Below are 13,292 nucleotides of genomic sequence, written 5' to 3'. Positions count from 1 at the left end.
ACATGACCTCGCTCACGCCCCTCGACAACCTCTCCCCGGTCACCCGGGCCGCCTACCGGGCCCGTGGCGCCGCCGCCGAAATCGCGCCACTCCCGCGCGCGGCCAAGGACGACGCGCTCCTCGCGATCGCGGACGCCCTCGAAGTCCGCACCGCCGAGATCGTCGAAGCCAATGCCGTGGACATCGCCAAGGCCCGCGAAGCCGGGACCAGCGAGGCCATCATCGACCGCCTGACCCTCACCCCGGAGCGCGTCCGGGCCATCGCCGCCGACGTCCGCGACGTCGCCGCGCTGCCCGACCCCGTCGGCGAGGTCGTCCGCGGCTCGACCCTCCCCAACGGCATCGACCTCCGCCAGGTCCGCGTCCCGCTCGGCGTCGTCGGCATCATCTACGAGGCCCGCCCCAACGTCACCGTCGACGCCGCCGCCCTCTGCCTCAAGTCCGGCAACGCCGTCCTGCTCCGCGGCTCCTCCTCCGCGTACGCCTCCAACAACGCCCTGGTGACCGTCCTGCGCGACGCCGTCGGCGGCGCCGGGCTCCCCGCCGACGCGATCCAGCTCGTCCCCGGCGAGTCCCGCGAGTCGGTCCGCGAGCTGATGCGCGCCCGCGGCCTCGTCGACGTCCTCATCCCGCGCGGCGGCGCCTCCCTCATCAAGACCGTCGTCGAGGAGTCCACCGTCCCGGTCATCGAGACCGGCACCGGAAACTGCCACGTCTACGTCGACGCCCGGACCGACCTCGACATGGCCGTCGACATCCTGCTCAACTCCAAGGCCCACCGGGTCAGCGTCTGCAACGCCGCCGAGACCCTCCTCGTCCACCAGGACGTCGCCGAGGCCTTCGTGCCCAAGGCCCTCGCCGCCCTCGCCGAGGCCGGCGTCACCGTCCACGCCGACGAGCGGGTCCTCGCCCTCGCCGAGGGCTCCAAGGCCACCGTCGTCCCGGCCACGCCCGAGGACTGGGAGACCGAGTACCTCTCGTACGACATCGCCGCCGCCGTCGTCGACTCCCTCGACAAGGCCGTCGAGCACATCCGGATGTGGTCCTCCGGCCACACCGAGGCCATCGTCACCACCTCGCAGGCCGCGGCCCGCCGCTTCACCCAGCTGGTCGACTCCACCACGGTCGCCGTGAACGCCTCCACCCGCTTCACGGACGGCGGCCAGTTCGGCTTCGGCGCCGAGATCGGCATCTCCACCCAGAAGCTCCACGCCCGGGGCCCCATGGGCCTTCCGGAGCTGACCTCGACCAAGTACATCGTCACCGGTGACGGCCACGTGCGGTAACACCCCTTTGTCGGTACGTGAGGGACGGGCGGGGAGGCTTCGCACTCTCCCTGCCCAAAACCACCTCGCGGGTCTACTCTGAATCCGTGCCGGACGACGTGGGGGGCAAGCCGTTCCAGGACGGCGGGGACCCCGAGGACGCTGTCGACCGCGGAGGCGCCGACGAGGTCTGGGCCGACGTGGTCTTCGACGAGGACTTCGTCAGGTCCGCCGCCATCCACGAGCCCACGGCGGTCGAGCGGCTCCTCGCCGCAGCCCAGGCCCGTGCCGAGGCCGAGGCGGCCCGCGCCCGCGCCGGCGGCGGATCCGTCGAGGACGACCCCCACGAGGACGGCCACGGCCCCTTCGGCCTCACCTACGAGCCCGACGACATCGGTGACGACGCCAGCCCCTACGGCCGCCACGGCGGGGCCCTGCGCCCCTACCGGGGCCGCGCCCGCTGGCTCCGGCCCGTCGCCTGGGTCCTCGCCCTCGTCATGGGCGTCGGCATGGTCGCCCTCGCCTTCAGCGCCGTCTACCGGGGCGCCGCCGCCAACCACGAGGACCAGGTGCCGCCGCCGGCCACCACCGGTGTCGACACGCCGAACCCCAACCCGGCCCCTCCGGCCGCCCAGGCCCCCGTCTCCGCTCCCGAGGCCCGACCGGTCTCGGCCCGCTAGGCGTCCCGAGGCCCCACCTGTCTCGGTCCGTCGGGCGTTCCGCGGCCCCCGATCCACCCTGACGGCGGAATTCTTCCGAACTTGTCGTGTACCTGGGCGTTTACCGAAGCCCGCGCGGACCTACCCTGAAGGTATGGCAGGGCGTGGCGACCCGCCTGAGGGGACGCCCGAGGGGTTCCCCGGCGGTGAGGACGAGTACCGATCCGTCGTCTTCGACGAGGCGTTCATCCGTGCTGCCCACCTCCAGGAGTTCTCCGCGCAGGAGCGGATGGGCGGGCACGCCCAGGCCGTCCGGAGCCGCTCCTCCTGGGAGAGCCGGAGCGGCTCCCGCCAGGCGGTCCTGCTGGTCCTGCTGGTCCTCCTCGCCTTCGGCACCGCCATCTACCTGGGCGTCCGCAACCCGTACCTGCCCCCCGTCGACCAGCGGGCGGAGCCCCTGCGGACCACCGTGGTCCCGCTCGCCCCCCGGGGCCCCGTCCCGGGCGGCACGCCCGCCCAGCTCTTCGCCCACAGCCCGGCCGCCCAGTACCGCACAGGGGCCGCCGGCATCAACCTGCCCGTCGCCGGACGCACCTCCCACTTCGCCGAGAGCCAGGTCGTCACCGGGCTCAGCATCGCCAAGGACTACCTGGTGGCCTCCGCCCTGGAGCCGGACGTCCTGTCCGGGGCGACCGTCCGGCCCGCGCGCCTGCTGCTCGACCCGGACCAGTTGGAGCAGTTCGACCGGAGCGTCGAGTCCCCCGCCGACGACGGCCGGCACGCCCTCGCGGGCTGGCTGGTCCGCTTCGACCCCCGGCAGGTGGCCCTCGCGGATCCCGCCGCCCGCGTGCAGGGCACCCTCCGCTTCGAGGAGACCGGTCCCGACACGCTGGACGTCACCGCGGACCACACGTACACCTACGCCCTCCGCCCGGCCGTCCGGGGCGCGGGTCCGGTCGTGGCGGCGTCCCTCTTCACGGTCCACCGCGTGGTGCACTTCCGCTTCGACCGCGAGGACCTGCGGATGCACCGCGCCGAGCTGATGACCAGCACGGTCGAGGCGGGTCCGCAGGCGTGCGGCGCCGACACCACGGGCTCCCTGAAGCCGCTCCTGGCGGGAGCGCGGACCCCGGACGCGGGTGACGGCCCGGCGGTCACCGATCCGTACGCCACCGCCCGGCCCGCCGCCCCCGCCCTGTGCGGAGCCCTGGCGCCGAGCGCTCAGCCCTCGCTCTGACCGTCCCCGGCCCCGTCGCCCGCCGTCCCGTTCCCGGCCTCGCCTCCGGCGCCCTTGCCGTCCCCGGCGGGTCCGCCGTCCGGCTTCTGGCCCGGGCCGCCGCCGAACCGGTTGCGCAGCCGTCCGCCCAGGTCGCCCGCCAGGTCACCGGCGCCGCCGGCTATGTCCCCGACCAGCTTCATCAGGGGATCCTTGCTGGTCCGCACCGTGTCGGCGTAGTGCCCGGCCGACTCGCGGAAGGAGTCCGTGACCGAGGTGTCCTTGTCCTCCGAGCGCTTCGGGTAGTGCCCGTCCATGATCCGCTGGAAGTCGCGGCTCTCCGACCACTTCTTCAGCTCCGACGCCCGGACGGTGGTGAAGGGGTGCGAGCGCGGCAGCACGTTGAGGATCTTCAGGACCGAGTCCCGCAGGTCCCCGGCCTTCTCGTACTCGTCGGCCTGGGCGAGGAACGCGTCCACGTTCATCTCGTGCAGGTGGTTGCCGCCGGCGATCTTCATCAGGCCGCGCATCGAGGCCCGCACGTCCTGGCCGACGAGGAGGCCGGCCCGGTCGGCGGAGAGCTCCGACTTGCGGAACCACTCGCGCAGCGCCGTCACGATGGCCGTGATCGCGACCGTGCCCAGCGGGATCCAGGCGATCTTGAGCGCGAGGTTGGTGAGGAAGAGCAGGACCGTGCGGTACACGGAGTGGCCGGAGAGCGCGTGCCCGACCTCATGGCCGACGACCGCCCGCATCTCCTCCTCGTCGAGGAGCTCCACCAGACCGGTGGTGACCACGATGATCGGCTCGTCCAGACCGATGCACATCGCGTTGGGCTTCGGTTCCTGGGTGACGTACATCGGCGGGACCTTCTCCAGGTCCAGGATGTAACAGGCGTCCCTCAGCATGTCGTTGAGGTGGCTGAACTGGGCGTCGCTCACCCGGACGGAGTCCGAGAGGTAGAGGAGTCGCAGACTGCGCTCCGGCAGCAGTCCGCTGAGCGCCTTGAAGGCCGTGTCGAAGCCGCTGAGCTTCCGCAGCGCCACGAGGGCCGAGCGGTCGGCCGGATGCTCGTAGGCCCGCGAGGAAATGCCGGGGAACCGCTTCCGCTGCCTGTTCGGCACGTTCCCCTGGTCGTTCTCGGTCATGGATGCCCCCTGTTCGTACGAGTCGGTGCTCGTCCCCCTGACTGAGCCCAGCGTAGGCGGTGGCGCTACCGTGTGCCGGAGCCTGTGGATAACCAGGACACCGAGGACGACCGAAGGGCACGACCGACATGCCGGACACCGCCGACGCCGCAGCCGCGCTGCTCGCGGCCGCCGCGCAGGAGGGGCCGGGCGACACGCTCCGGATCCTGCTGCTCGCCTCGATCGTGGGTGCGGCCCTGCTCGCCTGGTTCCTGCTGCGCGGGTATCGCACCGACGACACCGACGACACCGACGACACCGCCGGCGCCCACGACGCCGCCGGCACTGCCGCCACCACCGCCACCACCGCCGCCGACGACGACCGTACGGGCCGCGACGCCAACGCCTGAGTCGGCGTGAGCGCGCCGCGACCGCCCGCATACGATGTGCGCGAAGTCTCCGCTCCCATTCCCGATCGATAGGTCTGCCGAAGATGAGCCTCCACAGCACCGCCGCCCACCTGGTCACCCTCGCCGAGGGCGCCGAGCACGGCGGCAACCACGAAAGCCTCAGCCCCTACCTCACCGGCTTCGGTGCCTTCGGCGCCCTGCTCCTGCTGCTGTGGATCACGACCCGCTTCAACCGCGACCGCTGAACCGGAGACCGCTGATCCGGCGTCCGCCGCCGTGCCAGTAGGCTCTGCACGCATGGGAGAGCAGGAAGTGCCTACTGGCGGGCGCGGCAAGCGCCGACTCGGCGTGATGGGCGGAACCTTCGACCCGATCCACCACGGACACCTGGTGGCGGCCAGCGAGGTCGCCGCCCTGTTCCACCTGGACGAGGTGGTGTTCGTACCGACCGGGGAGCCGTGGCAGAAGAGCCACAAGGTCGTGTCCGCGGCCGAGGACCGCTATCTGATGACGGTCATCGCCACGGCGTCCAACCCGCAGTTCTCCGTGAGCCGGATCGACATCGACCGCGGCGGCGCGACCTACACCATCGACACCCTGCGGGACCTGCGGTCTCTCAACAGCGACTCGGACCTGTTCTTCATCACGGGGGCCGACGCGCTGTCGCAGATCCTCACCTGGCGCGACGCCGAGGAGCTCTTCTCGCTCGCCCACTTCATCGGCGTCACCCGACCGGGTCACGACCTCACCGACGACGGACTGCCCAAGGGCGGGGTCTCGCTCGTCGAGATCCCCGCACTCGCCATCTCCTCCACCGACTGCCGGGTGAGGGTCGCGCAGGGCGATCCCGTCTGGTACCTGGTCCCGGACGGCGTGGTGCGCTACATCGACAAGCGCCAGCTGTACCGCGGCGAGTGAGCTTCGGGGAGGGGCACCGGTGAACGATCAGCAGCACCCGTACGACCCGTACTATCCGCAGCCGCAGATCATCGGCTACGACGAGTACGGGCAGCCGGTGTACCAGCAGCAGGCACAGCAGCAGCCCGCACAGCACTACGACCCGTACGCCGGCCAGCAGCAGCCGCAACAGGCGTACGGCTACGACCCGTACGCCCAGCAGCCGCCCGTCCAGGACCCGGGGCTGCCCCCGCAGTACGACCCCTACGGGCAGCAGGGCTACGCCTACCCGTCGTACGACACCGGGACCGGGCAGCAGTGGGCCGCGCAGGCCGAGCCCGCGCCCGTCCAGAACCCCGCGCCCGTCCAGGCGCCCGTCCAGGCGGCGCCGACGGCCCCCGCGGAGCCCTTCGCCCCCGTCGCCGCGCCTGCCGGGGTCCCCGGCCAGCGCCCCGCGTCCGAGCGGTCCGCCCCGCGGCGGGACGAGGACGACCGCGCGTACCGCACGGAACAGTTCTCGTTCATCGAGGAGCCCGACGAGGACTCCGAGGACGTCATCGACTGGCTCAAGTTCACCGAGAGCCGCTCGGAGCGACGCGAGGAGGCCAGGCGGCGCGGCCGCAACCGGATCGTCGCGCTCGTCGTCGTCCTCGTGCTCGCCGTCGCCGGCGGCGTCGGCTACCTCTGGTCCGCGGGTCTGTTCCCCGGTTCGTCCGACCCGGAGGGCAAGGGCGGGAGCGCCGCGACCGGCCCGCAGCAGCGCGACACGATCGTCGTCCACCTCCACGACCTCAAGAACGGCACCACCTCCACCGCCCTGCTCGTGGACAACGCCACCACCCGCCAGGGCACCACGATCCTCCTGCCCAACTCCGTCGTCGTCGCCGACGCCGAGGGAGCCGGGACCACCCTGGGGAAGTCCGTCGACGAGGACGGCTCCGGCGGTACCCGGGAGGCGATCGGCAACCTCCTCGGGACGAAGATCACCGGCACCTGGCGACTGGACACCCCCTACCTGGAGAACCTCGTCGAGTCCGTCAGCGGCATCGAGATCGACACCGACACGGACGTCCCCGACACCAAGAAGGGCGCCGATCCGCTGGTCCGGAAGGGCGAGAAGCAGACGCTCAACGGCCGCGCCGCCGTCGCCTACGCCACCTACCGGGCGCCCGGCGAGGCCGAGGCCGAGCAGCTCCAGCGCTTCGGCGCGGTCATGTACGGGGTGCTGCGCAAGTTCTCCAGCGACCCCGAGGCGGCCACGGTCACCATCGAGACCCTCCAGCAGATCCTCGACCCCTCGCTCCCGGAGAAGGACCTCGCCGCCTCCCTGGCCAAGCTCGCCGACCACGCCAAGGTCGGCGACTACAAGACGGCCCTGCTCCCGGTGGGGCAGGACGGCGCGCTGACCGAGGCCGCGAGCGACAGCGTCGTGAAGGACATCCTGGGCGGCAAGGTCACCGCCCCCGAGGCGGGCGAGGTGCCCCGGGTCTCGGTGCGGGACGGTTCCGGCAAGAAGGCGGCCGAGGCGGCCCGGATCGTCCTGATCAACGGCGGCTTCACCTTCGTGGGCGGCGCCGACGCGGAGGCCAGGGAGGAATCGCAGGTCCTCTACGGCGACGACGCCCAGAAGGCGACGGCCACCGAGGTGGCCAAGACGCTGGGGCTGCCCGCCTCCTCCGTCGAGAAGGGCAAGCCCTCGGGGACGATCGCGGTCACCGTGGTCCTGGGCCGGGACTACAAGGTCCCGGGGCCCCGGTAAGGGGCGCTCCGGAAAACGCCGACGGGCCCGTCGGCGGTCCGTGAGACCCTGGAGGGGTACTGGACCGCCGACGAAAGCCTGCTTGTGACCGCTACGGACCGTTCCATCGAGCTCGTCAAGACCGCCGCCCAGGCGGCCGCCGACCGGCTCGCGCACGACATCATCGCGTACGACGTCAGCGACGTGCTGTCGATCACCGACGCCTTCCTGCTCGCCTCCGCGCCCAACGACCGCCAGGTCAAGTCGATCGTCGACGAGATCGAGGAGCGGCTGCTCAAGGAGCTCGGCGCCAAGCCGGTCCGCCGTGAGGGCGACCGCGACGCGCGCTGGATCCTCCTGGACTACGTCGACATCGTCGTCCACGTCCAGCACAGCGAGGAGCGGGTCTTCTACGCCCTGGAGCGGCTGTGGAAGGACTGCCCCGAGCTCGACCTGCCCGAGGACGCCGTGAGCACCCGCGGCAAGGCCGCCGAGCACGCCGCCCTGACCGGCGCCGACATCGAGGCCGGCTCCGGTCTTCCCGAGGGACCGGACGGTGAGCTGAGCTGAGCACCACCAAGGGCGGCAGCGGCCGCCGCATCGTCCTCTGGCGTCACGGCCAGACCTCCTGGAACCTGGAGCGCCGCTTCCAGGGCTCGACCGACATCGAGCTGACGGAGACCGGCGTCGCCCAGGCGCGCCGGGCCGCACGGCTGCTCGCCGCGCTCAAGCCGGACGCCATCGTGGCCTCCGACCTGAAGCGGGCGGCGGCCACCGCCGCGGAGCTCGCGTCGCTCACCGGCCACGCCGTCGCCCACGACTCCGCCCTGCGCGAGACGTACGCGGGGGAGTGGCAGGGGCTGACCCACGACGAGATCGTCGCGCGGTACGGCGAGCAGTACGCCGCCTGGAAGCGCGGCGAGCCCGTGCGCCGGGGCGGCGGCGAGCTCGAGACCGAGGTGGCCGACCGGGCCGCCCCGGTGGTCCTGGAGCACGCCGACAAGCTCCCCGAGGACGGCACGCTCGTCGTGGTCAGCCACGGCGGCACCATCCGCACCACCATCGGCCGGCTCCTGGGCCTGGAGGCCCGGCACTGGGAGAGCCTGGGCGGGCTCTCCAACTGCTGCTGGTCGGTCCTCGGCGAGGGCGCGCGCGGCTGGCGCCTGATGGAACACAACGCCGGCACGCTGCCCGAGCCGGTCCTCGGCGACGACGACTGAGCCCCACGACCGGCCTGCCGGACCCGGATTTCGCTTTCCGGCAGGTCACAGGCTAAAGTTCTTCTTGTTCGCAGCGCGGAGCGCGAAGAACACGAGGGGCTATAGCTCAGTTGGTAGAGCGCCTGCATGGCATGCAGGAGGTCAGGAGTTCAATTCTCCTTAGCTCCACAGTCACCGGATCCCGTCCCCGCCAGGGGGCGGGATTCGTCGTTCCGTCACATGGCCCGCGCTCCTCCCACGGTCCGCAGGACCTCGATCCCCCGGCGGCTCTCCTCGTCGCTCGGCGTGTACGTCACGATCCGGCACTCCGGCATCCCGTTGACCGAGAGCGAGACCGAGGTCAGCCGGACCTCGCCCGCCAGCTCGTGCCGGAAGGTCTTCACCCTCGTCCCCGGCGGGACCACGTCACCGCTGCGCCACAGCCGGGCGAACTCCGGACTGGTCTCCGCGAGACGCCGTACGAACTCCTCCCAGTCGGGCTCGCCCACGTGGCGGCCGTACGCGCCCCGCAGCTGGGCCACCATCAGCGGCAGCTCCCGCTCCCGGTCGACCACCGGGCACTTGGGGGCCTGCACGGTGAAGAGCGCCCAGAGGACGTTGCGTATGCCGAAGGGGCCGGTGTCCAGGCCCTCACCGTCCCGCATCAGGAGCCGCTCGTACAGGACGTTGGTCGCGAGCACGTCGTACCGCGCGTTGTAGAGCACCGCGGGGAGCGGGTCCAGGGCGTCGAGGATCCCCTGGATCTCCGGGCTGACCACCGCGACGTCCGCGTCCGACCGGTCCGGGGCGTACGGCACCCCGGCCAGGTGGTAGAGGTGCTCGCGCTCCGGCCGGTCGAGCCGGAGCGTGCGGGCCACCGCGTCGAGGACCTGCGCGGAGGCGTTGATCGGCCGACCCTGCTCCAGCCAGGTGTACCAGGTGACGCCGACGCCGGAGAGCTGGGCGACCTCCTCGCGGCGCAGCCCCGGTGTGCGCCGGCGGAGTCCCGGCGGCATGCCCACGTCCTCCGGGGTCACCCTGGCCCGGCGGCTGCGCAGGAACGCGGCCAGTTCCGGTCGTCGCCGACGCTGCGTCGGTAGCGCTGCCACAATCGTCACACCCCCATGGTCGAGTCCCCGTGCCGCCGCTGCCAGGTGGTGTCGGTACCAGCATCGGCGGGCTCTCGTTACCCGTATCCGGTCGAGGTCACGCTCGACGCATGACCTCGACCGCAACACGTCCCGCACCCAGTAAAGACCGTGCCACCGACAACCGCCCCGGACTGCTGCTCGGAGTGGTGCTCGCCGCCCAGTTCATGGCGCTCCTCGACGTCTTCATCGTCAACGTCGCCGCCCCCACCGTCCGGGCCGAGCTCTCCGCGTCCGGAGGCGCGCTCCAGCTCGTCATCGCCGGATACACCATCGCCTACGCCGTGTTGCTGATCACCGGGGCCCGCCTCGGAGACCTGGTCGGCCACCGGCGGGCGTACCTCGGCGGCCTCGCCCTGTTCACCACCGCCTCGCTCGCCTGCGGACTCGCCGCGGACACGGGCCAGTTGATCGCCTTCCGGCTGGTGCAGGGCGCGGGATCGGCCCTGATGATCCCTCAGGTGCTGAGCCTCATCCAGCGCAACTTCACGGGGGAGCGCCGGGTACGGGCGCTCAGCGCCTATTCCGCCGTCCTGGCCGTCGGCGCGGCCGCCGGGCAGGTCGTCGGCGGCGTCCTGGTCAGCGCCGACCTCTTCGGCACCGGCTGGCGGCCGGTCTTCCTGGTCAACGTTCCCCTCGGGATCGCCCTGCTCGCGCTCGGCGCCCGGGTGCTGCCCCGTGACGCCCGCGCCGGGTCCACGCGGGCGCGTGCCCTCGACCTGCCGGGTCTGCTCCTGCTCGCCGCCGCCGTGTCCCTGCTGACCGTCCCCCTGGTGCTCGGCCAGGAACAGGACTGGCCGCTGTGGTCCTGGCTCTCCCTCGGCGGTTCGCTGCTGCTCGCCGTCGTCTTCGCTGTTCACGAGTCCCGGCTCGCCCGGCGCGGCGGCACGCCGCTGATCGCCCCGCGCGTGCTGCGCGTCCCGGGGATGGGGCGGGCCGTCCTCTGGATCTCCGTGGCGATGGGCGTCAACGCCGGCTTCCTGTTCACCCTGACCCTGCACCTGCAGGGCGGGCTCGGCCACAGCGCCCTGCGCGCCGGGCTGACCTTCGGACCAGCCGCCGTCGTCTTCGGCGCCGTCGGCCTGACCTGGCGGCGCTGGCCCGCTCGGCTGCACCGCGCGCTGGTTCCGGCCGGATTCCTGCTCGCGGCCGCGGCGCTCCTGGCCGTCGGGGGGCTGCTCGCGGAGGGCGGCGCCGGCGGCTGGGAGCTCTACCCGGCCCTGGGCGCGTTCGGCGCGGGGATCTCGTCGGCCTTCAGCCCGGCCCTGACCGGCGCCCTGGCCACCGTACGGCCCGAGGACGCGGCCGACGCCAGCGGGCTGCTCGCCACCGTCACCCAGCTCGGGCAGCTCGTGGGCGTCGCCACGTTCGGCACCCTCTTCCTCGGCCGGTACGCCGGTTCCGGAGCTCAGGACTCCGCCGACGCGCTGTGGGCGACCGCCCTGGCCCTGGCCGCAGCCTCCGTCGCGGGCGCCGTCGCGGGACCGCGGCGACGATCACGCCGACCCTCTTGCGGGGCCATGGCAGAATCGGACGGCCGGAGGGGGACGAGGATCCGGACGGGAGGGTGACCCAAGTGCTCGGCGACAACGGCGGGGTGTCCTATGGGTGCACGGCCTGCGGCCACAGCTGGAGCTGATTGATGGGTGCACACAGGCGGAAGTGCGACTGGTGCGGCAGCGGTACGCCCATCGTGCGCGACATGGACCCCGTCAATTCCGATTTCCAGTACTGGTGCGAGGAGTGCGCGCGGGCGCTGATCATAAAAGGCGACCCCATCGAGACCTATCGCGAGCTGGAGGGGGAGCCGATCTACGGCCGGCTCCTCGACGAGCACTGCACCCTCAAGCGGTTCTACTCCTTCGCGACGGCCTGACGCCGCAGCGTCAGCGCGTATCCCACGAGCAGCGCCGTCGCCGTCAGGGGGTAGATCGCCGACAGCAGCATCTGTCCCGCGTTCTGGTCCAGTTCGGGGCGGCCCGGGTCGTGCGGGACCCACCACAGCGCGAACGAGGCGAAGGCCAGCGCCACCGCCCCCGTCACCGGCCACGCGCGCGTGGCGCGGTCCGCGAGCAGGATCAGCAGGGGCACGCACCAGACCCAGTGATGGGACCACGAGATCGGGCTGACCATCAGCGCCGTGAACGCGCAGACGACCACGGCCACCGCCTTGTCGCCGCGCACCGCCGCCCGTACCGCGAGCACCATCGCCGCGCCGCCCAGGACGGCCGCCGACACCGCCCACCACATGCCCGGGTCGTCCGTGTGCATCAGCCGGGCCAGGACCCCGCGGATCGACTGGTTGGCGGTCTCCTCGGCGAAGCCGACCCGGCCTGTCTCGAACAGGGTCTCCGTCCAGAACCGCTTCGAGTCCGCGGGCAGGACGAGCGCCACGGCCAGCGTCGTCCCGAGGAACGCCCCGGTCGCCGTCAGCGCCGTGCGCAGCCACTGGTTCATGACCCGGTCCCGGCGCCACAGCAGCAGGCCCGCGGCGAGCAGGAGGACCACGAAGAGCCCCGGGGTGAGCTTCACCGCGGTCGCCAGGCCGATGCCCAGGCCGGCCCGGCGCCCGCCCTCGCGGCGGGTCAGGTCCCAGAGCACCGCCACCGCTATGAGCAGGTTGATCTGGCCGTACCGCAGGGTCGTCCACACCGGCTCGCACCAGACCAGGACGGCGGCGGCCCACAGCGTCGTGCGCCACAGGTCCGTACGCGACAGCGAGGGGCGGACCAGCTGGAGCGACAGCCGCACCAGGGCGACCACCAGGAGCAGGTTCCCCGCCGTGGTGAGCGTCCGCATCAGCGGGACGCCCACCAGGGTGAGCGGGACGAACAGGAGCGCCGCGAAGGGCGGGTAGGTCATGCCGAGGTTCGCCGAGGTCGCGCGCATCGCGTACAGGTCGCCGCCGGCCCGGACCGTCTCGCCCTCGGCCCGGTAGACCATCACGTCGAGCATGTTCACGTGGGCGAGGCGTTGCGCCACCCAGAACGCCGTGAACGAGAGCAGACAGACCGCCGCGGCGGTGGCCAGGGGCCACGACCGGGCGCGGGTTCGGGAGAGCACGGAGACGGACACAGTCGGCGACCCTACCCGGGCCCCCGGAGAGGCCGGAGAAACGGATTTGGCGATCTGCCGGGCGGGCCGTTAATGTTCTGTCCGTCGCCGCGAGGAACACGGAAGCGGAGACGGCGGAACAAGGGGCTATAGCTCAGTTGGTAGAGCGCCTGCATGGCATGCAGGAGGTCAGGAGTTCAATTCTCCTTAGCTCCACAGAACGGAAGCGAGCCATCCGGACCGGATGGCTCGCACCGGTTCTGCGGTGATCTGAAAATTCCCGCGCGCGGGGCTATAGCTCAGTTGGTAGAGCGCCTGCATGGCATGCAGGAGGTCAGGAGTTCAATTCTCCTTAGCTCCACAGAAGAGAAGCGGGCCACCCGGATCGGGTGGCCCGCTTCTTCGTGAGCGGGTCCCTCTTCCCCCCCGGTCCTTCGCCCGCCGCTCCGTGGAACGCCGGTGCGGCCCGCTCGGGCCCTGCGGTACCCTGGCGCCATGCGTGCCGTACGCCTCCTGCTTACCGAGCCGCGCTGACCAGTCCCGACGGGCGACAGACGCCCTGTCGGAGTCGGCGCGGCA

General features: G+C 72.2%; 14 protein-coding genes and 3 tRNA genes. 14 read left to right on the top strand and 3 right to left on the bottom strand.

The window, feature by feature from the left end; translation table 11 throughout:
- Positions 1 to 2 precede the first annotated feature (2 nt).
- The 3 genes from ACZ66Z_RS08790 to ACZ66Z_RS08780 all read left to right on the top strand — a co-directional run bounded on the left by ACZ66Z_RS08790 (position 3) and on the right by ACZ66Z_RS08780 (position 3,161).
- The gene (locus ACZ66Z_RS08790; protein ID WP_469933286.1) at positions 3 to 1,286 is read left to right on the top strand and encodes a glutamate-5-semialdehyde dehydrogenase; all 1,284 of its coding nucleotides are present in this window, start codon (positions 3 to 5) and stop codon (positions 1,284 to 1,286) included.
- Between the two features lie 86 nt (positions 1,287 to 1,372).
- On the top strand, positions 1,373 to 1,945 hold the full coding sequence (locus tag ACZ66Z_RS08785; RefSeq protein WP_469933285.1) for an SCO2584 family spore wall biosynthesis protein: 573 nt from the start codon (positions 1,373 to 1,375) through the stop codon (positions 1,943 to 1,945).
- A 133-nt stretch (positions 1,946 to 2,078) separates the two neighbouring features.
- On the top strand, positions 2,079 to 3,161 hold the full coding sequence (locus tag ACZ66Z_RS08780) for an SCO2583 family membrane protein (RefSeq protein ID WP_469933284.1): 1,083 nt from the start codon (positions 2,079 to 2,081) through the stop codon (positions 3,159 to 3,161).
- Here ACZ66Z_RS08780 and ACZ66Z_RS08775 read toward each other — a convergent pair.
- Positions 3,146 to 4,288: a M48 family metallopeptidase gene (locus tag ACZ66Z_RS08775; RefSeq protein WP_469933283.1), complete on the bottom strand. Its 1,143-nt coding sequence runs from the start codon at positions 4,286 to 4,288 to the stop codon at positions 3,146 to 3,148. The genes ACZ66Z_RS08780 and ACZ66Z_RS08775 overlap by 16 nt on opposite strands.
- Positions 4,289 to 4,416: 128 nt before the next feature.
- Between ACZ66Z_RS08775 and ACZ66Z_RS08770 the strand changes: the two genes are divergently transcribed.
- From ACZ66Z_RS08770 to ACZ66Z_RS08740, 7 genes are all read left to right on the top strand, one after another.
- Positions 4,417 to 4,677, top strand: coding sequence for a hypothetical protein (locus ACZ66Z_RS08770; protein ID WP_469933570.1), 261 nt, complete (start codon positions 4,417 to 4,419; stop codon positions 4,675 to 4,677).
- 83 nt (positions 4,678 to 4,760) lie between these two features.
- A complete protein-coding gene (locus ACZ66Z_RS08765) occupies positions 4,761 to 4,922 on the top strand; it encodes a hypothetical protein (RefSeq protein ID WP_185893249.1) in 162 nt (53 codons plus the stop codon).
- Between the two features lie 52 nt (positions 4,923 to 4,974).
- A complete protein-coding gene (gene nadD, locus ACZ66Z_RS08760; RefSeq protein WP_356905311.1) occupies positions 4,975 to 5,595 on the top strand; it encodes a nicotinate-nucleotide adenylyltransferase in 621 nt (206 codons plus the stop codon).
- Positions 5,596 to 5,614: 19 nt separating this feature from the next.
- Positions 5,615 to 7,333, top strand: a complete 1,719-nt coding sequence (locus ACZ66Z_RS08755) for an LCP family protein (RefSeq protein WP_469933282.1) — start codon at positions 5,615 to 5,617, stop codon at positions 7,331 to 7,333.
- Positions 7,334 to 7,417: 84 nt separating this feature from the next.
- Positions 7,418 to 7,882 (top strand): ribosome silencing factor, encoded by a 465-nt coding sequence (gene rsfS, locus ACZ66Z_RS08750; protein WP_469933281.1) that lies wholly within the window; start codon positions 7,418 to 7,420, stop codon positions 7,880 to 7,882.
- A complete protein-coding gene (locus ACZ66Z_RS08745; RefSeq protein ID WP_469933552.1) occupies positions 7,879 to 8,532 on the top strand; it encodes a histidine phosphatase family protein in 654 nt (217 codons plus the stop codon). Before rsfS ends, ACZ66Z_RS08745 begins: the two co-directional genes overlap by 4 nt.
- 95 nt (positions 8,533 to 8,627) lie before the next feature.
- A tRNA-Ala gene (locus tag ACZ66Z_RS08740) sits at positions 8,628 to 8,700 on the top strand.
- Positions 8,701 to 8,747: 47 nt separating this feature from the next.
- Here the strand turns inward: ACZ66Z_RS08740 and ACZ66Z_RS08735 are convergent.
- Entirely contained in the window at positions 8,748 to 9,629 is an 882-nt protein-coding gene (locus tag ACZ66Z_RS08735; protein ID WP_469933280.1) for a helix-turn-helix transcriptional regulator, read from the bottom strand.
- A gap of 101 nt (positions 9,630 to 9,730) precedes the next feature.
- Between ACZ66Z_RS08735 and ACZ66Z_RS08730 the strand changes: the two genes are divergently transcribed.
- Both ACZ66Z_RS08730 and ACZ66Z_RS08725 read left to right on the top strand, forming a co-directional pair.
- The gene (locus ACZ66Z_RS08730; protein WP_469933279.1) at positions 9,731 to 11,230 is read left to right on the top strand and encodes an MFS transporter; all 1,500 of its coding nucleotides are present in this window, start codon (positions 9,731 to 9,733) and stop codon (positions 11,228 to 11,230) included.
- A gap of 71 nt (positions 11,231 to 11,301) precedes the next feature.
- Positions 11,302 to 11,535 (top strand): hypothetical protein, encoded by a 234-nt coding sequence (locus ACZ66Z_RS08725; RefSeq protein ID WP_469933278.1) that lies wholly within the window; start codon positions 11,302 to 11,304, stop codon positions 11,533 to 11,535.
- On the opposite strand, the gene ACZ66Z_RS08720 is transcribed toward ACZ66Z_RS08725, so the two are convergent.
- On the bottom strand, positions 11,514 to 12,734 hold the full coding sequence (locus ACZ66Z_RS08720) for a glycosyltransferase 87 family protein (RefSeq protein ID WP_469933277.1): 1,221 nt from the start codon (positions 12,732 to 12,734) through the stop codon (positions 11,514 to 11,516). The genes ACZ66Z_RS08725 and ACZ66Z_RS08720 overlap by 22 nt on opposite strands.
- Positions 12,735 to 12,856: 122 nt before the next feature.
- On the opposite strand from ACZ66Z_RS08720, the gene ACZ66Z_RS08715 reads away from it, so the two are divergent.
- Both ACZ66Z_RS08715 and ACZ66Z_RS08710 read left to right on the top strand, forming a co-directional pair.
- Positions 12,857 to 12,929 (top strand) — tRNA-Ala (locus ACZ66Z_RS08715).
- A 72-nt stretch (positions 12,930 to 13,001) separates the two neighbouring features.
- Positions 13,002 to 13,074 (top strand) — tRNA-Ala (locus tag ACZ66Z_RS08710).
- Positions 13,075 to 13,292: the final 218 nt, after the last annotated feature.

The organism is Streptomyces sp. NPDC107498, from assembly GCF_055582805.1.
The sequence above is the reverse complement of the archived record's forward strand: the minus strand, read 5'-3'. Positions and strand labels throughout refer to the sequence as shown.